Below are 17,697 nucleotides of genomic sequence, written 5' to 3' on the forward strand. Positions count from 1 at the left end.
TCATCTTCCTCAGGGGGCTCTTTGCTTGAAACCATCATGCGCGTCGCTGATTGCCCGTTCGATGAGCCGGCGCATTGCCGCCTCAGCGGCCACCGGGTCGCGACGTTCGAACTCGACATAGACTGCTTCGTGCAACGCTTGGCTTTCTTCCATACCGATCATCTGGGTCGTGTATCCCCGGGCACTCATTTGCATGTCCAGAAGAAGGCCGAGCGCCGCCTCGATCACCGCGAACAACTGCGACAAGAGGTCGGACTGCACCGATGCCAAAAAGGCCCGGTGGAACTCGAGATCAGCGAGAATAAAGCGTCGGCGACGCTCGGCATAATCTGGATCGGGGGTGGTGTAGACATGCACCTTCACTTCCCATGCACGACGAACCCGGACTCTGGCTTCTTCCGACGCCATCAACGTCGCCGCGTGCACCACGCCTGGTTCGAGAACCAGCCGCACCTTCAATAGGTCATGCAAGAGAGAATTAGTGTCCCCCGCCTTGATCCGCCAGTCCATGACGTCGGGATCGAGAAGGCGCCATTCGCTGCGGGGCTGGACTCTTGTTCCATCAGAAGTACGGCTACGGATCAAACCCTTTGCGCCCAGGATGCGAAATGCCTCGCGGATCACCGATCTACTAACTCCCATCTCATCGCAAAGATCGGATTCTTTGGAGATGGCTTCGCCGGGTAACCACGTGCCGCCGACGATTTGGGTTCCAAGTTCAGAGACCGCCTCCCCCAAGACGCCTCTTACCTCGATGACGCCGGCTAAGCTCTCACTACGTCGACCGCCAAAGATTGGCTTTACAATATTAGACATGATCCAACACCCAGTAGTTTATCTGATAAACATACTAACGCTGGCGAGAGTGTGAAACAAGAGGCTATCTACCTAAGTGAAGTTTTGCTGCCCTTCGGCAGCTGCGGGCCACAAATAATGAGATGCAGACCGTTTGAGTTTCTCGGTCTCAACGCGACTGCACCGCCTGTTCAGTTACAGAGGTGCTTGAATGCCCATAAGGCCAGTGACCGAGCGGCTGCAGCAATTAAGCGTTTTAATCGCTCCCATTAATCGATGCAAGTTTTGACGTGAAAGAGCACTCCATCCATAGCATCGATGTCCGTTCTAAATGCAGTTGTCGATTGTGAAGAAAATGCGCCTCTGAGAGGGAGGATTGTTGCCGGTGCGTTGAGTTTCACCTCGACATTTAACGCGTCGCTGTGGTGATTTAACAGGGCGATAATGGTCGATCCATCCGGAAGCGAATGTTCTGTTACCGCGACCCTGGGTTCCTCTATGGCTGCAAGAGGCCGGCGCACCAGATGATCCCCCAGCTTTCTGTAGATTTGCCAGACGGGGTTTTGATCTGAAAATTCCATCGGGTGCGCGACCAGTTCTGCCTCTAAGGGAGCACAAAGAACGTATATGAGACCCTTTCCACACCTGTTCCTCCAGAAAACAGGCTGGCCGTTGTCGCTTCGGGAACCAAGTAGTTCGGCAGTTGTCAATTTGATTTCAAACTCGTCACCGCCGCTGAGTGTGTTTAAGCATGGAATGTTGACCCCTCTGGCGGGGTAATACTTATCCAATTTTGACCCCCCTTGGATTTCATCCGACCATCCGGCTTTTGGCAGCGGATGGAGTGGGGAGTTGAAGAGAGTGGATACGATTGCCCGTGTCCGACGAGCCTTCCATGTTCAGGGCTGGTCGGTGAAGAAGATCACCAGAGAGCTGAACGTTTCGCGCAATACGGTCCGCAAAATTCTGCGCTCTGATGCGACGGAGTTTGCCTACAAGCGAGAACATCAGCCGTTGCCGAGAATGGGAGCCTGGAAGGGTGACGTCGAACAATTCCTCATCGCCAACGAAGGCAAGGCGTCGCGCGAACGGCTGACGCTGATCAGGATTTACGAGGAGGTCCGGGCACTCGGTTACGACGGCAGCTACGATACCGTTCGCCGCTATGCCAAGGCCTGGGCAAGGAAGCGAGGAGCTGTAACGGCCGAGGCCTATGTTCCGCTCTATTACGCGCCAGGCGAGGCCTACCAGTTCGACTGGAGTCACGAGATCATTCTGATCAACGGGGTGACGACGACTGTGAAGGTCGCTCATGTCCGGCTCTGCCACAGCCGGATGATGTTTGCACGAGCCTATATGCGTGAGAGCCAGGAGATGGTGTTCGATGCGCACGACAAGGCATTCGACTTTTTCCGAGGCACCTGCACGCGCGGCATCTACGACAACATGAAGACCGCGGTCGAGACTGTGTTCGTCGGCAAGGAGCGGCAATATAACCGCCGTTTCCTGCAGATGTGCAGCCACTATCTCGTCCAGCCGGTCGCCTGCACGCCTGCATCCGGATGGGAGAAGGGACAGGTCGAGAACCAGGTCGGCTTGGTTCGAGAGCGCTTCTTCACACCGCGCCTCCGGGTCAAAAGCCTGGAGGAGCTGAATGTCTGGCTGCTCGACAAATGTATCGCTTACGCCAAGGCGCACCGCCATCCCGAGCAGACCGAGCGAATGATCTGGCAGGTGTTCGAGGAGGAACGCGGCAGCCTCGTGCATTACGTCGGGCCGTTCGACGGCTTCCACAGCGTCTCGGCCTCGGTGTCGAAGACCTGCACGGTCCGTTTCGACAACAACAAATACTCAGTTCTCTCGACTGCCGTCGGCCGGCCTGTCGAGGTTCATGCCTATGCCGACCGGATCGTCATCCGGCAGGACGGGGTGAATGTCGGAGAGCATCAGCGTTGCTTTGGCCGGGGCGAGACAGCCTACAATCCTTGGCATTATGTGCCTGTTCTGGCTCGTAAACCCGGTGCTCTTCGTAACGGCGCACCGTTCAGGGACTGGGCGTTGCCAGCGGCAATGGAGAAGGTCCGCAAGCGCCTGAAGTCAGTCCATGACGGTGATCGGCAAATGGTCACTATCCTTGCATGCGTTCCGACCGATGGTCTGGTGGCTGTCGATGCTGCCTGCCAAGAGGCGCTGGATCACGGCGTCTGCTCGGCCTCGGTGATCATCAACATTCTGGCCCGCAGCCGTGATCCGGCTCCAGCGGCAACTCTTCAAACCCCGGATGCGCTTCGATTGACCCATGAGCCGGTCGCCGACTGCGCCCGCTATGACAGGCTCAGGAGGGCAAGCTGATGGAACGCACACAGGTTCTCGAACTGATGAGCACGCTCAAGCTCTTTGGCATGCGTAGTGCCTACGACGAGGTCATGGGCAATGGCATCAAACGGCAACACGAACCGCCGCGCATCGTCGGTGACCTCCTGCAGTCGGAGATCGCCGAGAAGCAGGCACGCTCCATTCGCTACCAGCTCAGCATCGCCAAGCTGCCGCTTGCCAAGGACATTGATGACTTCGACTTCACCGATACACCTGTGAATGAATCCCTGGTGCGGGAGCTGGCTACCGGCACATTCGTCGCCGATCAGCGCAATGTCGTTCTCGTCGGCGGCACTGGAACAGGTAAGAGCCACCTGGCCATTGCGATTGCCCGTGCTCTCATCCGCAACGGAACACGCGGCCGCTTCTTCAATGTCGTCGATCTGGTCAACCGCCTGGAAACGGAAACGCGCAGCGGAAAGCAGGGACGAACGGCGGACTATCTCAATCGCCTTGACTTTATCATCCTCGATGAACTCGGCTATCTGCCCTTCGCCCAAGCCGGAGGCCAACTCCTGTTCCACCTGATCAGTAGGCTCTACGAGCGCACCTCGATCATCGTCACGACGAACCTCGCCTTCGGTGAATGGCCGTCAGTGTTCGGCGATGCCAAGATGACGACGGCGCTCCTCGACCGCCTGACCCATCATTGCGAGATCGTCGAGACCGGAAACGAATCCTGGCGCTTCAAGAACCGCTCTCAAAGCTAAAGCCCAAGAACGACATCACCCGCACTTGGCCTACCCTCTGCAACCCCGGCCAGCGCCGGGCAGGCCAAGCGCTGATCTACAGCATATGGGGGGTCAAAATTGGATAAGCAAAAGGGGTCAATGTTCGGTGCTGATTGACACCCCTTGTCGAAGACGGCTTCCCACGCGGTCAGGCCGACCACAGGGAGCGCGGCAGCCTGCACGAAATCGAGGTTCTTCGGCTTTCGCGAGAGGTAAGCCCCCTGTATCACCTTGTACTCCGCGTAGCTGCCCGGGTTCCCAGGATAGCCGCCATCGATGTACCAAACTTCGTCTCCAATCGCCACGTTGTCGACAGCGTCGCCGATATCCTCAACGACGCCAACGCCGTCGATGCCAAGGGTCGTCGGCGATCCGGCGTCTGCATCTGGATCGGGCCTCTGTCCACTCTTTCTATTCTGCCAATCGGCCGGATTAATCCCGGCAGCGACGACTTTGATGAGAGCATCCTGAGGTCTCTCGATTTTCGGCTTGGGTATGTCCCGCACCTGCAAGACTTCAGGTCCGCCGGGGGTGTCCAGCACCAACGCACGCATCTTCTCAAACATCGCGCCAACCCCCACCGCTCTGTTCGACCGCATTGATCAGCCGATGCAGGTTGACGGCGCTTTCGAACGTCGGGCTTTGGCGCGTGCCGGACATTTTGTCGGAGGCAAAGAGTTCGTAAAGTTTCTTAACGTTGCCAATCAGGACATTCTCATCCGGCCCGAAGTCGCCTGGAACGGGTATTGGATGCAGGTTCTCGCCCGCTTGCGCACCAGAAAGGTTGAACCCGCCAACGCCCACGTAGCCGACCGGGCTGGTCAGGAGCAAGTCTCCTTTGCTTCCGTTGATCTCCATATGGAAATTCGTCGCGCGCGACAGGCCACCGCGGAAATGGCTTGTCACAAAAGCGCCCGATTCAAGCCTACCGCTAAAGGCGATCTGGTCTGCGACAATGAGCGGAACAACCTCGCGACCCTCCACTATTCTGATGGTGGGCCGCCGAGTTGCGAGCGTCCCTGAAACGCTGAGGAACTCAGAGCCCAGCGCGAACCCAAGAGCGTCCATTGTATGCGCGAACGGCACGTGCAGCATGCTCGCCCCCTTGGATGGATCCAGGGTGTACCGGAAGGCTTCCTCGATTTCCTCGCCCCAGGTGATCCCGGAGCCGATAACGGAGGCCGAGAGAACCTCGCCAACATACCCGTCGCCGACGAGCTGCCGAATGTGCCTGATGGCCGGGTTGGCGCGGGTCTGGAGACCGATCATCGTCGAGACACCCCTGGCAGCGGCAAGCTCGTTCATGGCTTCCGCATCGCTGACGTTCATGCCGAGAGGCCATTCGGAGAACACTGATTTCCCCGCATCCAGGGCGGCGGTCACAAGCTGGAGGTGTTCCGGGACCCTGACTGTAACGACGACGAGATCCACTTCGGGGTGGTTCACGAGCTCCTCGGTTGATGAGACAGCGTGGTCGAACCCGAACTTCTGTGCCGCTGCCTGTGCGACTTCAGTCCGGCTGTGGCTTAGAACCGAAAGCCTGAACTGCGGCAGTTCCTGAAGAGCGGGAACATGGGCGGTAGATGCCCAGCCACGGTCGGGGTGTACCCCGATGATGCCAACTCTGATTGATGCTTGGGTGGTCATTGGATGCGCTCCTTGGGCTTGATTTCAAGAATGGTGCGACGGAGGGCGAGCTTCGCAATGCGCCACTGTCCATCCGCCAGCTCCCACGTTTCGTGGTAGTGTCCGTAGCCATGCATGCTGGCCGGACGCGTTTCGTCTTCCACCGGGAAGACGAGGTAATCCTCCATGGACCAGATCGCCGTGACCTGGTGGGCAGACACTCGTTCCAGTTCAGCGTTGTGGACTTGGTGGATCGTACGGGCGCCCTCAAGGAAGCGGGCGGTTACCGCGACGAAATCGGCGACAGAATTGAACGCGCCGACTGTGTTTCCTTCAGGGCCCATGAACCGGACTTCTGGCTCGGTCGAGAACAGCTTCCCGAACTCATCCCAGCGTTTGGTGTCGATGTATCGGCAATACCGGGCCTTCTGAAACCCGATTTCTTCGAATACCTCTGTGTCGTTCTGCATTTGCAATCTCCGTTAGGGTGTCTACATAAGTCGTCGGTTCCGGACGTTTGAGATCGGTTAGTCTCGGATTGTTGTCGGATCGTCCAACTCTGACGAGGTGACATGGACGCGCTTTCGAAAATCTTCACTGCCCCCCGCATCAGAGGGGCGAAGTTCACTCGCCTGGAGGCCAGCGCACCGTGGGGGATAGTTTCCCCCGGCGAGCCTGTGGTGAAGTTCGTACATGTCGTGAGCGGCTCGGCTGTATTGACCACGCCCGACCAGGCCCTGCCCACGCGGTTGGAAAGCGGTGACGTCTTCATCCTGCTGGCGGATGCCGCGTACCAGATTTTCGACGACGAACGTTCGGTGCTCATCGATTGCGTCGACGTCGAGCTAGCCCGCGTGGGCGACGGTATTAAGTTCGGCGGCGGCGGAGCCACGACGACATTCATCAGCGGGTCCTTCGAGATGGAGCCGCTCGGGCGCAATTACGTCCTCGACGTGCTTCCGCCGTTTCTGCATCTAACAAAAGGCGTTGGACGGACGGAGGGTTTCGCGACCATCCTGAACATGCTTGCACTTGAAACCTCCGTTCCTGGTCTGGGCGCAGACGCAGCGGTGGCCCGACTATTCGAGCTTCTGTTTATCCATGCGCTCCGCGCCTACGTGGGCGATGACAGGCACCAGAAGCGCGGTTGGTTGGCCGCTGCATCGGATGTCCGGCTAAAATCCGCTATCGAGGCGATCCATGCCGATCCCGCAAAGGACTGGACCGTCGATGCCCTTGCCAGAACGGCAGGCATGTCGCGGTCCGCTTTCGCGGCGCGTTTCAGAAACGTTCTTGGCCAAACTCCGCTGGAGTACATGACCTCATGGCGTGTCTACTGCGCTTCGGCGCTTCTCCTCACATCCCCAGCGCCGATATCGGAGATCGCCCACAAGACCGGATATGCATCTGATGCCGCATTCAATAAGGTGTTCAAGCGAGTAACCGGATATACGCCGGGCATGTTCAAGCGCGTGAATGAACCTGCGAGCCGCGCTGACTAGCGTCCTTGATCGAGGAGACGAAGCGACATATCCCAAAGCCTTTGAGCGTTGGCTGTGTCGAGGGCATATCCGGCGACGCCCTCCAACCGCTGCTCCGGCCGACTTTCAACCACGGGAGCCTCGGCGCAGTCCTCGAAATATCGCCCGCTCGTTCCCCCCACCAAAGGGGAAGCTGCCAGGAGCACGGAAGTCGCCGCGCCTTCCTCGAGCGTTTTGCGGAGATGTTCGGGTGTTCGCAGTCCGCCAGTATGACGCTGTAGATTGGTCGCAATAGCTCCGGGGTTAAGCGCGTTCGAAACTATCCCGTCGTCGGCCAATTGATAGGCGATGCCAACGGACAGGAGGGTGCAGGCGGTTTTCGACTGAGCGTAGGCTAGCAGTGGATCGTAAGGGATGAAGCGGAAGTGCGGGTCGCCCCAGAATACCGGGCCGAACAAGCTGCCACTGGAACTCACGGACACGACCCGCGCGTGTTTGGCCATGGCGAGCGATCGGCGGAGGCCGAGCGTCAGGGCGAAGTGCCCGAGGAAGTTCGTAGCGAACTGCATCTCCAATCCTTCGGCCGTTCGTTGAAGCTCCGGCAACGCCATGATACCCGCGTTGTTGATGAGCGCGTCAATCGGACCTTCCCAGCCGTCGACGAACTGACTTACGGAACGGAGATCGGACAGATCCAGCGGCCGCACCGTGATATCGGTGTTCGCGGACCTGATCCTGAGGTCTCGGGCGACGACTTCGGCCGCCTCCGGACGACGCGCGGCGATGACAACGGACGCACCGGCGGCGGCAAGAGCTGCCGTCGTCTCGGTGCCGATCCCGCTTGCGCCTCCGGTCACGATCATTGTCTTTCCATGGAGATCAATGCCCTGCACGACATCCGAGGCCGTTGAATGGAAACCAAATGGCAGTTGGAGCATGGCACCGTCCTTGGATGTTCGTTTCTTGGCAGGACAGGGAACCGGAAGGTCACTCGGTGATCTTGACGAATCCTTGCTGGACGAGCTGGATCGTCCGCGCCATGGCGTCGAGATTGATCTTGATGCGGGGCAGAAGATCTGCGTTGCCCCATCCGTTCACCTTCGCAGTCGCTCCGCAAAGCTCGACTTTGACGCCGATGTCGATGAGGTCCGCGACCAGCTTTTTGTAGGGGTTGCCAGTGGCGATGTTCCGCGACGCATTGTAGGCCTCATCGCCTAGCGTGACGTGGCCGGCATTGGTGTGGAACACCACGATCACTTCAGAAGCAGCCTTCCAGTTCGCTATATCGGTCGTGATCAACTGGAGATGGAACAGAGCCGCAGGCAGGTCGCCCTCGAACTCCAGGCCTCCGATGCTGTGGACTGACTTCACTTCTCGCAATTCGACAGGGATATCGATTACGAGCTCGCTTTTTTTATCCGGCATGTTCGTCTCCTTCGAGAGTAATGGTTGCGAATAGATCCGGGACGCCAACTGGCGGTGCCCCGGAGGCGCGCGAGGGAGCGGTGGGAGGAGCGCGCCGAAAGGGTTTCGTGAGATCGGTGCACCCTAGACGCCGGCGTAGACGAGCCTCGTGAAGAAGGCGGGATCAATCACGAACTGGCCCCACTTCTCGTCAAACGCAGCCGTGGGCTTTGCCTCGACCGTCTCATCAAGCGACCGTCCCTGCCGTTTCAGCTTGGCCACGTTCTCGCGGATGGCAACCAGCATGTCACGGAAGTCACGCAACTCGGCGCGATTGCTCACCGGGTTTCCATGTCCAGGAATGATGATGGTCTTCTCGGTGGACGCGGCGAGGTTCGCTTCAGAGGCAGCGATCATTCCGTCGATACTTCCGCCTGTCGAGTGATCGATGAACGGATAGATGCCGTTCCAGTATGTATCGCCCACATGGAGGACATCCGCCTCGCCGAACATCACGAAGATATCGCCGTCGGTGTGGGCCGGGCCGTAATATTTCAGAGCGAGTGTGTTACCATTGAGTTTGAGCGTATGCTCCTTCGAGAACACATGCTGGGGGACGCCGCTTGGCGCCAGCGGTAGAAAATTGTAATCCCAGTCCTCTACGCGTTGGACCTGCGAAAGGTAGTTGCGGGTGTTCTCATGCGCGATGATCTTTGCACCGCTGGAGCCTATCCAGGGGTTTCCATCCGCGTGATCGAAGTGCCAATGCGTGTTGATCAAGTGGGACACGGGATCCGGCGAGATGTCGGATATCGCCTTGGTCATCTGTTTCTGCGAGACACTGATCCCGGCGTCCACCATGACGAGGCCGTCCTTGCCGCCCAACACGGCGATGTTGCCACCCGACCCTTCGAGGATGGTAATGCCATTCCTCAGCTTGTGGGTGGAGATGGTGGACTTGGCGGCGCTGTCCTTTATGAGGCTTACCAGGCCGCGCGCCTCCGCATAGGCATCGCGGGGGCTCAACCATCCTCCCGTTGCGGCAAATCCCGCCGCACCAATGCAGCAGAGGCAAAACCCACGGCGCGAGAGCATGTGTTCGGATTTCATGACATACCTTTCCGCAGCCGGTCTCGAACGAGCCGACAGCTTTCGAACTGGAGTTGGAGAGGTCGAGGGCGGGCGCTACGGCCCGCCCGGCCATCAGGCCTTGATGAAGGCCAAAAGATCAGCGTTGATCACGTCGGCGTGCGTCGTGAACATTCCGTGGGGGTAGCCGTCGTACACTTTGAGCTTCCCGTTCTTGAGCAACTTCACCGATAGCTCCGCGGAGTCGGCGATGGGAACCACCTGGTCGTCGCTGCCGTGCATCACGAGCACAGGCACATCGATAACCTTAAGGTCCTCCGTGAAGTCGGTCTCCGAGAAGACCTTGATGCACTCGTAATGTGCATTCGCGCCGCCCATCATGCCCTGACGCCACCAGTTGCGGATGGTACCCTCCGAGACGGTCGCACCGGGGCGACTGAAGCCATAGAACGGCCCGCTTGCGATATCGAGGTAGAGCTGCGCGCGGTTCGCGGCTAATGCCGCCCGGTAGCCGTCGAACACCTCGATCGGAAGCCCGCCCGGATTCTTGTCCGACTTGACCATGACCGGAGGGATTGCGGAAATGAGAACCGCTTTCGCGACCCGGCCCTTCCCATGTCTTGCCACATATCTTGTGACTTCGCCGCCGCCCGTCGAATGGCCGATATGAATGGCGTCGCGAAGATCGAGAGCATCGGCCAGAGCCGCGACGTCGGCCGCATACGTATCCATGTCGTTGCCACCGGATGTCTGGCTTGAGCGGCCATGGCCCCGGCGGTCGTGTGCTATGACACGGAACCCCTTACCCAGGAAAAACAGCATCTGGTTGTCCCAATCGTCGGCGCTGAGTGGCCAGCCATGATGGAATACGATTGGCTGACCGGAACCCCAGTCCTTGTAGAAAATCTGCGCACCGTCTTTCGTCGTGATGCTGCTCATGATCTCACTCCCGGTTTCGATGTTTGCATTGATCGGATTTGAAGAGGCCGTGGCCGCAAGTGCCTGCATCGGCAGCGCGACCAGTGCCGTGGCGGCCGTTCCCATCAAAACCTCCCGTCTTGTCACAGCGGGTATCGGAAAATGTTCTCTCGAAGTCATGGTCCTGTCCCTTTTTCGGCCGGATGGCTCTGTGCGGGTGGAGGTCTTCCGTCCGGCTTTCTGTGTTTGCCCAGGCTCAAATGCAGGGCGGTCAGCCAACGACTGGCGCGGCCGCAGCCCACTCTTTGCGCGTGGTCGGATCACCGTCGATCGTCTCGATGATTTCTTTCGATTTCGAAAGCGTGGTCATCAAGGACTTCGGCCCCTCGAACGGCCTTCCTCCGATGTGCCAGCCATCCGTGTGCAGTTCCTCGATCAGTACCCAGACGACCTCGCGGAAGGCTTCCGATCCTTCGAATTTGACCATGACATCGGTCAGCGCCTTGGCCATGGCGTGTTTTTCCTCTGGCGTGAAGACGCCGTCGACGAGCTTTACGTTTACGAATGGCATAGCTTTCTCCTTGGCTGGTGTGAGACGCCCACCTAGTCGGCGACGTCGATGACGATCTTTCCGCTGGCGGTGCGACTTTCGACTTCGGCATAGGCTGCCGAAACGGTCTCGAAGCTGAAGCGGCGTGGGTCGAGGAGAGGAGTGATCTTTCCGGCTTCGGCAAGGCGTTTTGCCTCGCGCAGGATTGAGCCGTGGTGGGCGCGGCCTTCTCCGGTCAGGATGGGCAGGAGCGTGAACACGCCCGAGTAGCTTGCGGCCCGGAAGGAGAGCGGTCCGAGCGAGTGGGTGCCCCATCCAAGGCAACTGACCACGTGGCCGAATCTGCTCACGGCGTTGAATGCGGCATCAATCCCTGCCCCGCCGACGGTATCATAGACGACATCGAAGCCGCGTCCCCCCGTGTGGTCCTTCACGTACTCCTCGACGGTAGTCTGATGGCGGTCTATCGCCGTCGCACACAGCTCTTCGATCTGCCTCTGCTTCGACGCTTTGTCCACGGCGAAGACCTGAGCTCCGAAGGCGCGTGCGATTTGGATTGCTACATGACCGACGCCGCCAGCACCGAGTACGAGCACCTTTTGCCGTGCCTGGACGGCAGCGCGATCGACCAGCCCTTCCCAGGCCGTAATGAACACCAGCGGCAGTGCGGCGGCCTCGCGCATGGTTAGATTGTTTGGCTTGGGTGCCAGCAGATCGGCATCGACAGAAACGAAGGTCGCCAGTGAGCCCTGAAGGCCTCCAACGCCGCCTGTCAAGCCGAAGACCTCGTCCTGCGGCTTGAAGGACGTAACGCCCGGGCCGACTGCCTCGACGACTCCGGCCAGGTCCATTCCGAGGATTGCGGGCAACGGATGGCGGGCGTGCGGGGCCTGTCCGCTCTTGATCTTGAGATCGAGCGGGTTGACGCTGCTCGCCTTGACGCGGACGAGAACCTCCCCCGCCGCGGGAGCCGGGCAGACCATGCGGGAACGGACAAGGTCCGAGTTCGTCTCGGTGAGGACGAGTGCGTCCATTTCTGTAGGCATGGTGGTCATCATCGGTCTGCCCTTTGTGCGTTGCCGACAATCCGGCAACGGGCACAAGATGACAGAACACGGCGGTCACCAGCCAGTGAATCGCGGTGAATTCTTGTGTGACGGTCAAGCGGGCGTCCGCGGAACGGAAAGTCTGGATCAGGACAGTTCGGCCAGTATCGCCTTCGCCGCGCGCAGGTCTGCGGTATCGAGACCTTCGCTGAAACGTTCATAGACCGTGGCCAGAAGCTCGCGCGCTCCAGCTCTGTCGCCGCGCCCCAAAACCGATTGAGAAAGGCTAACGGCCGCTCTCAATTCCAGGGAAAGTGCGTCCTGCTGTCGCGCCAGCTCCAAGGAATGGAGATAGCATTGCTCGGCTTCGTCGCCATGTCCGCACTTCGCAAGGATTTCACCTCTCAAACGATAGAGCTCTGTAATATACCAGAGTTCCTCCTTATGCTCGCTTGCGGCAATGGCCGCCTCCACTTGGGCGCGCGCTTCGGCGTGCTCGCCGAGCGAGGCGAGGCCCTCGGCCAGGAAGCAGACAAATCTGACGTTGTAGAGGTTGAAAAGCTTGACCTGCCGCAGTTCCGCCAGTCCGCTGCGGAGAAGCGGAACACCTCTTTCGGGATGTCCCCGCTGGATCAGCAGGGCCGCTTTCCAGCAGCGGCCGAATACCTCCCACGGACCCAGGCCGTTCAGTTTGGCCAAATCAAGCAGTTCTGTGATCGCGAAATCAGCCGCCGCGAGATCCCCGACATGAACCAGGATTGGACATGACCACCGGGCCAATGCTTCGCAAAGCGAAATTGCGTGGCCGGAGGTGCGTGCCGCCTCCACGGCGGCATCGGCGGCGCGCACGGCCTGATCGGGGAATCCCTGCATCCACAGGAGCTGAGCGGGCTGTATTCGCGCCGAAACGGACTGACCAAATCTGAACCGGACGAACCCGCCAGGGGGAAGCTCGGTCGAGATATCGTGCTCCAGCATGAGATCGGCGTGGCGACGGGCACCCCGGAAATCTCCCATACAGAAGAGCGTCATGCTCAGCATGCGGTCGCCGATGAACCTGTCGAGGCCGTTACGAGCAAGCCTCACGAACCGATCGGCATTATCGCGCGATGCCCGATACTCGCCCATACCCACCTGCGCGATCCACAAGCCCCACAGGGCTTCTGCCTGCGCGTCGACGTCGCCCAGCTCTTCGGCTATCTCCAGTGCCTTTGCGAACGCGGCAGGAGCCTGTGGCGCGAACCCGACCTTGAAGGCCTGCGAGAGACCGAGCGCCCTATAGAGCTGCATGACCTGACGGGCGCGCCCATCCCGCTTTTCCCCTGGATCGATGGCAAGCAGTGCGCGGCGCACACACGTCAAGCACTCATCGACCAGCGACAATTGATACCAGAGCGGAATTGCCGAAACAGTTACGGCGACCCCTACGTCGGCGTCGCCGTTGTCGGCGTACGCCCAGTCGAGAACGTAGCGGACGTTGTTGATTTGTGACCCGTACTTGAGCAGCCAGTCCTCGCTTGACAGGGTTTCCACTTCCTCTGCCGAATGCTCGAGGGTCTCGCACAGATATCTCGCAAGACGCTGGACGGCGAGGCTTACCTCCCCTTCTTCCTGCAATTTGCTTGCAGCGAAGGCACGTGTCGTATCGAGCAACCGGTATCGTGCCGCCTTGCCGTGCGTATCAACAGCTAAAAGGGACTTCGCCACGAGTTGCGCGAGTTGCCCCGGTACATCGCGTTCGTTTGCGAGCGCATCGAAAGCAACGGCTGCGGCGGCCTCGCGCCCGAATTCACCAGCGAACACGGCGAGCCCTCGCAACACCGCCTGCTCCTCGCGCGAAAGCGCACCGTAGCTCCAGTCAATCATGGCAGCCAGCGTCTGGTGACGTGGAAGAGCGGTGCGCCTGCCACCAGTCAGCAATCGTAACCGATCATTTAAAAGCTCCGCTATTCCTCGGGTGCCAAACGCCTCGACCCGACCGGCAGCGAGCTCGATTGCCAGGGCAATTCCGTCGAGCTGACGGCATATGTGGCTGACGATCGGAGCTTCGTCGTCGTCGAACGTGAACTCACTTCCGGACGAAGTTGCTCGGTCCACAAAAAGGCGGATGGCGGGAAATGCCAGAGCATCGGAAGCCGTAAGACCCGAGCCAAGCGGGGGCATATCGAGTGCGGGAAGCCTGTAGACGCTCTCCCCCTCCACCCGCAATGCCTCTCGGCTGGTAGCCAGAATGCCGATAGCCGGAGCCTCCCGGAGCAGGATCTCCGCCAGTCCTGCAGCGGCGTCGAGAACGAGTTCGCAACTGTCGAACACCAGAAGCATACGCTTGTCGCGCAGGTGCGCGGTCAACAGGGAAACAGGATCGCCCGTGATCTCCGGGAGCCGAAGCTGTGATGCCAGGACGGACGGAAGCGACGAAGGATCCCGAAGCGGTGCCAGATCCAGAAAGCACACGCCATGCTCATACGATGAAGATAGCTCTTCCGCCACACGGATGCCGACCGTTGTCTTTCCGATGCCGCCGGGACCTACAATGGAGACAAGACGAGACCGTTGAACCCGTCCTTCAAGGATTTCGATTGCCTCCTCCCTTCCGATCGGTCGCGTCAGTTGCCGTGGAAGGCTATTCGGCGCTGCATCCTCGGTAGCCCCGTTCGGGAGTTCCGAGCGGGAAATTGGCGCAATGAACCGATAGCCCCGCGCAGGGACGGCGGCAATGTAGCGCGCCGTGGATTGGTCTTCGCTGAGCGCCCTCCGAAGCACGGCGATCTGCGCTCTGAGGTTCGATTCCTCGACTATCGTGTTCGGCCAGGCGCGCGCGATCAGTTCGTCTTTCGTCAGGAGCTCGCCAGGCCGTTCCGTCAGCGCGATGAGGATGTCGAGCGCTCGCGACCCGATGGGTACCGGCTCCTGGTCTCTGACTAGGAGGTGACGTCCCGGGTACAGCCGGAAATCGCCGAAGGATGTCGCAACATCCGGCGCCCCCGTTGCGTTTGGAAATGCCTGCCCTTCCATCCTGATCGGCCCTTAAAGAAAAGCGGTGTCAGCTCGCGGCCAGTAACGCGGCGCATCATATTCGATCCTGTCGGGTCGGAGAATGATAACGCATAGAATGCTAACTCGAGAAACTTGTGGCAACAATTAGCGGGCCACCCATCTTCTCCTGGCGATATCAGTCCGTGTCGTGCCGTCGTCGGTCGCTGAAAGGCATCATTATGCTTCAAGTTATTTCAATATCTAAATCCGTGATCATGGCGCTCTTACGCCACAACCTTTCGGCCCTCTCCGGGTCAATCGCATAAGGGCGCACCCCGAAGGGGCTTTCGGTCTCGACGGACGCGATGTCGCAGTTCTCGCAGTATACTCCTCCTAGAGAATTCAAAAGTGGGGAGGTTGCGCACCAGACCGTCGTAGCTGCGCCCTGCCCGGGTGTTTTTTTGTCCGCAACCGGATTGATCACCGGAGACCCGTCTGGCTCGAGCGCGCCGACAGCGTCGAACTCGGATCGGGATAGATGCCGGATTCCCGGTGTGACGATCATCCCCGGATGAACAGAAAATGCGCGAACTCCATTCGCGCGGCCACGCCTGTCAAGCGCCACCGCGTAGAGGGCGTTCGCTGTCTTGGATTGACCATAAGCCATCCACTTATTATAGGGACGTCGAACGAAATCGATATCCTCGAAATCGACATCGGATATTTGGTGTCCCCGGGATGACAGGATGACTACTCGCGATGTCCGGGCGGCCACCAACGCTGGCCACAGCAGCGCCGTGAGCTGATAGTGTCCTAGGAAATTGATTGCGAAATGGCCCTCATGTCCACGCGTATCACGGAAAAGCGGCTGCGCCATTATGCCCGCGTTGAGAACGAGAATGTCGATCCGACCCCATCGGTCGAGGAAAGCGTTCGCGAAAACTTTAACTGATGCCTCGTCCGCAAGATCAAGGGACCACACATCGACATTGTCGGTTCCGCTCAACGCCGCGCGGGCAGCGACAGGGTCGAGAGCGGGAACATGTACGCGCGCCCCGGACGATGCCAACGCGCGGACCGCCTCAAGCCCGAGACCGGACGAACCACCAGTTACTACAGCAACTCGTCCCGTTAGGTCCGCGTCGCGCACTACCTCCATAGCCGACATGGCGGCCCCGAACCCGGTCAGCAGTGGTTCTTGAACTACTTGCAATCTGCCCCCAAGAATTTGATCGTCGCTATGATCGGCACTCGAGGATCAGGGCGATGTCAGAGATATACCTTGCCTTGCAGACCGCCAAACTATCAAACCACCGAAGGGCAGGCAACACGATGCGCCGGATTGCATCGCCCGATCGACGGGAAGCGAGCCGTGGCAAATCTTCCGAATATTAAACGACGGTCAGAATGTGAGCGAGCACTCAGTCACCATCAAGGTGACTGAGACATGCCGGTAACATCAGACTGACTCCTTCCAGGTAGACAGCGCGTGGTATGAAGGACCGGAATGGTGGCGCGAAGTGATTTCCGCTCCAGCCGATAGGACATTAACCGGTGAGACAGTCGCCGCTGGCCGTTTAACCCTAGCAGGCGTAGCCGGCGCGGCTTCGGAGTATGCCAGCCCCACATTGGTCTCAGCGAAACCGCTTGGCACAGTTCAAGGGACCACAGCTACTTCGGGATAGAAGTGGAAAACAGCGCTGCCGGCATTCCGGGGTCGTCGGCATCGGTGACAAGCAGTAGATTCAGTCGATCGCCGTCCTGCCGGGCGTTGATGCCCTCTACCTTGTACGGCCGGTCAAGGTGCTGGAAGGAGACAATGTGCCCATTGTTGTCGGCAATGCCGATGCCAGCTGCGATGCAGGGTCCATCGCGATAGGCATCTTCGGTATCTTCCGCGACAGCGCAGAACACCATGTCCCCGTTGGGCAGAGCGGCTGCGTCGGTAAAGCTGAAGGGAACGCCCCCGATCGAACCGAGGTCCAGCCGATGGATCGCCGAAGGTACGATGGTATCGGCGCCTAATCTTTGCAAAGCAGCGAGAACGCGCGAAAGCGGATAGCGGATGATGGCGTTGTCGGCCTGCTGCTTGTTGCCGCGCTGGAACAGGCGCAACTCATCGCCAAAAACAACGGCGCCCTCGATGTTGAGTTCAGGGAACGCGTCTTTGAGTGGACCGAGGATGGGCGATAAATCCAGTTCACGAGGCGAACCGCAGACCGCGCCGTTTGCGTCGAGGCCGAGCAGGGCACCACGGCGACGGTTTGGTCTTGAGCCCGAGCCAATGGCCAGGAGGGCGCCATGCGGAAAATTCCGGATGGGCGGAATGAGGACAAGCGCCTCCAGGTCAGGTTTCCGCCGCTTCCGCTCAGCCTTAATGTCTGGCAGCGCGCCATCAAACAGGCGGATCAAATCGCCGGGTTGAGGCTCGGTTGTCGAAAACACGCCCAGGTGAAGCTCGTCGTCGGCGACGACGTACAGGGTCGAACCGACACACACGAGCCCGCTCGCCGCACTGATGTGCAAGGGCCTCCTCCTCGTAGAGGGCGCCTTGATAATGAGCTCGCGTATCTTGGTCAGGCTGATCATTGCCGTGTCTTAGCAGGCTGAACTGGGGAGCTCCACCTCCCCTCCCCCGAAGACCGTGCACACTTCGATTTTCTCAGAGGCGCAAAGGCCGTCGGTTTGGCGAAAACAGTCTCAAA

General features: G+C 59.4%; 15 protein-coding genes and 2 pseudogenes. 3 read left to right on the forward strand and 14 right to left on the reverse strand.

Annotated elements, in window-relative coordinates; genetic code table 11:
- Window positions 1–9 precede the first annotated feature (9 nt).
- Both ACP7E6_RS20310 and ACP7E6_RS20315 read right to left on the reverse strand, forming a co-directional pair.
- On the reverse strand, window positions 10–816 hold the full coding sequence (locus ACP7E6_RS20310; RefSeq protein WP_426231525.1) for a FadR/GntR family transcriptional regulator: 807 nt from the start codon (window positions 814–816) through the stop codon (window positions 10–12).
- A 248-nt stretch (window positions 817–1,064) separates the two neighbouring features.
- A complete protein-coding gene (locus ACP7E6_RS20315; protein ID WP_426231526.1) occupies window positions 1,065–1,586 on the reverse strand; it encodes a hypothetical protein in 522 nt (173 codons plus the stop codon).
- 61 nt (window positions 1,587–1,647) lie between these two features.
- On the opposite strand from ACP7E6_RS20315, the pseudogene istA reads away from it, so the two are divergent.
- Together istA and istB are read left to right on the forward strand one after the other, a co-directional pair.
- Window positions 1,648–3,205: pseudogene (gene istA, locus ACP7E6_RS20320) on the forward strand (IS21 family transposase).
- Window positions 3,147–3,881 carry an IS21-like element helper ATPase IstB gene (istB, locus tag ACP7E6_RS20325; RefSeq protein ID WP_426231527.1) on the forward strand — a complete coding sequence of 245 codons (735 nt, stop codon included), beginning with the start codon at window positions 3,147–3,149 and terminating at the stop codon, window positions 3,879–3,881. Before istA ends, istB begins: the two are co-directional and overlap by 59 nt.
- A gap of 140 nt (window positions 3,882–4,021) precedes the next feature.
- Here the strand turns inward: istB and ACP7E6_RS20330 are convergent.
- From ACP7E6_RS20330 to ACP7E6_RS20340, 3 genes and pseudogenes are all read right to left on the reverse strand, one after another.
- Window positions 4,022–4,468, reverse strand: a pseudogene (locus ACP7E6_RS20330) (alcohol dehydrogenase catalytic domain-containing protein); the annotation flags it as partial.
- Window positions 4,461–5,549 carry a Gfo/Idh/MocA family protein gene (locus ACP7E6_RS20335; protein ID WP_426231528.1) on the reverse strand — a complete coding sequence of 363 codons (1,089 nt, stop codon included), beginning with the start codon at window positions 5,547–5,549 and terminating at the stop codon, window positions 4,461–4,463. The gene ACP7E6_RS20335 and the pseudogene ACP7E6_RS20330, both read right to left, overlap by 8 nt.
- Window positions 5,546–5,998, reverse strand: a complete 453-nt coding sequence (locus tag ACP7E6_RS20340) for a nuclear transport factor 2 family protein (protein ID WP_426231529.1) — start codon at window positions 5,996–5,998, stop codon at window positions 5,546–5,548. The genes ACP7E6_RS20335 and ACP7E6_RS20340 overlap by 4 nt, the downstream gene beginning before the upstream one ends.
- A gap of 102 nt (window positions 5,999–6,100) precedes the next feature.
- Here ACP7E6_RS20340 and ACP7E6_RS20345 point away from each other — a divergent pair, with 102 nt between their 5' ends.
- Window positions 6,101–7,030, forward strand: a complete 930-nt coding sequence (locus tag ACP7E6_RS20345) for an AraC family transcriptional regulator (protein WP_426231530.1) — start codon at window positions 6,101–6,103, stop codon at window positions 7,028–7,030.
- Here ACP7E6_RS20345 and ACP7E6_RS20350 read toward each other — a convergent pair.
- The 9 genes from ACP7E6_RS20350 to ACP7E6_RS20390 form a co-directional block, all read right to left on the reverse strand.
- A complete protein-coding gene (locus tag ACP7E6_RS20350; protein ID WP_426231754.1) occupies window positions 7,027–7,872 on the reverse strand; it encodes an SDR family NAD(P)-dependent oxidoreductase in 846 nt (281 codons plus the stop codon). The two genes, ACP7E6_RS20345 and ACP7E6_RS20350, sit on opposite strands and share 4 nt — an antisense overlap.
- A 124-nt stretch (window positions 7,873–7,996) precedes the next feature.
- On the reverse strand, window positions 7,997–8,434 hold the full coding sequence (locus ACP7E6_RS20355; RefSeq protein WP_426231531.1) for a DsrE family protein: 438 nt from the start codon (window positions 8,432–8,434) through the stop codon (window positions 7,997–7,999).
- A gap of 123 nt (window positions 8,435–8,557) precedes the next feature.
- Entirely contained in the window at window positions 8,558–9,523 is a 966-nt protein-coding gene (locus tag ACP7E6_RS20360) for an MBL fold metallo-hydrolase (RefSeq protein ID WP_426231532.1), read from the reverse strand.
- A 93-nt stretch (window positions 9,524–9,616) separates the two neighbouring features.
- On the reverse strand, window positions 9,617–10,441 hold the full coding sequence (locus ACP7E6_RS20365; protein ID WP_426231755.1) for an alpha/beta fold hydrolase: 825 nt from the start codon (window positions 10,439–10,441) through the stop codon (window positions 9,617–9,619).
- A gap of 250 nt (window positions 10,442–10,691) precedes the next feature.
- Window positions 10,692–10,991 carry a tautomerase family protein gene (locus ACP7E6_RS20370; protein WP_426231533.1) on the reverse strand — a complete coding sequence of 100 codons (300 nt, stop codon included), beginning with the start codon at window positions 10,989–10,991 and terminating at the stop codon, window positions 10,692–10,694.
- A 32-nt stretch (window positions 10,992–11,023) separates the two neighbouring features.
- A complete protein-coding gene (locus ACP7E6_RS20375; protein ID WP_426231534.1) occupies window positions 11,024–12,028 on the reverse strand; it encodes a zinc-dependent alcohol dehydrogenase family protein in 1,005 nt (334 codons plus the stop codon).
- Window positions 12,029–12,163: 135 nt separating this feature from the next.
- Complete coding sequence (locus ACP7E6_RS20380) at window positions 12,164–15,031, reverse strand: ATP-binding protein (protein WP_426231535.1); 2,868 nt, start codon at window positions 15,029–15,031, stop codon at window positions 12,164–12,166.
- 205 nt (window positions 15,032–15,236) lie between these two features.
- Window positions 15,237–16,160, reverse strand: a complete 924-nt coding sequence (locus ACP7E6_RS20385; protein WP_426231536.1) for an SDR family NAD(P)-dependent oxidoreductase — start codon at window positions 16,158–16,160, stop codon at window positions 15,237–15,239.
- A 503-nt stretch (window positions 16,161–16,663) separates the two neighbouring features.
- Window positions 16,664–17,581, reverse strand: coding sequence for a DUF6929 family protein (locus ACP7E6_RS20390; protein WP_426231537.1), 918 nt, complete (start codon window positions 17,579–17,581; stop codon window positions 16,664–16,666).
- Window positions 17,582–17,697 lie beyond the last annotated feature (116 nt).

This window comes from Pararhizobium sp. DWP3-4 (genome assembly GCF_049898205.1).
Lineage (GTDB): Bacteria > Pseudomonadota > Alphaproteobacteria > Rhizobiales > Rhizobiaceae > Pararhizobium.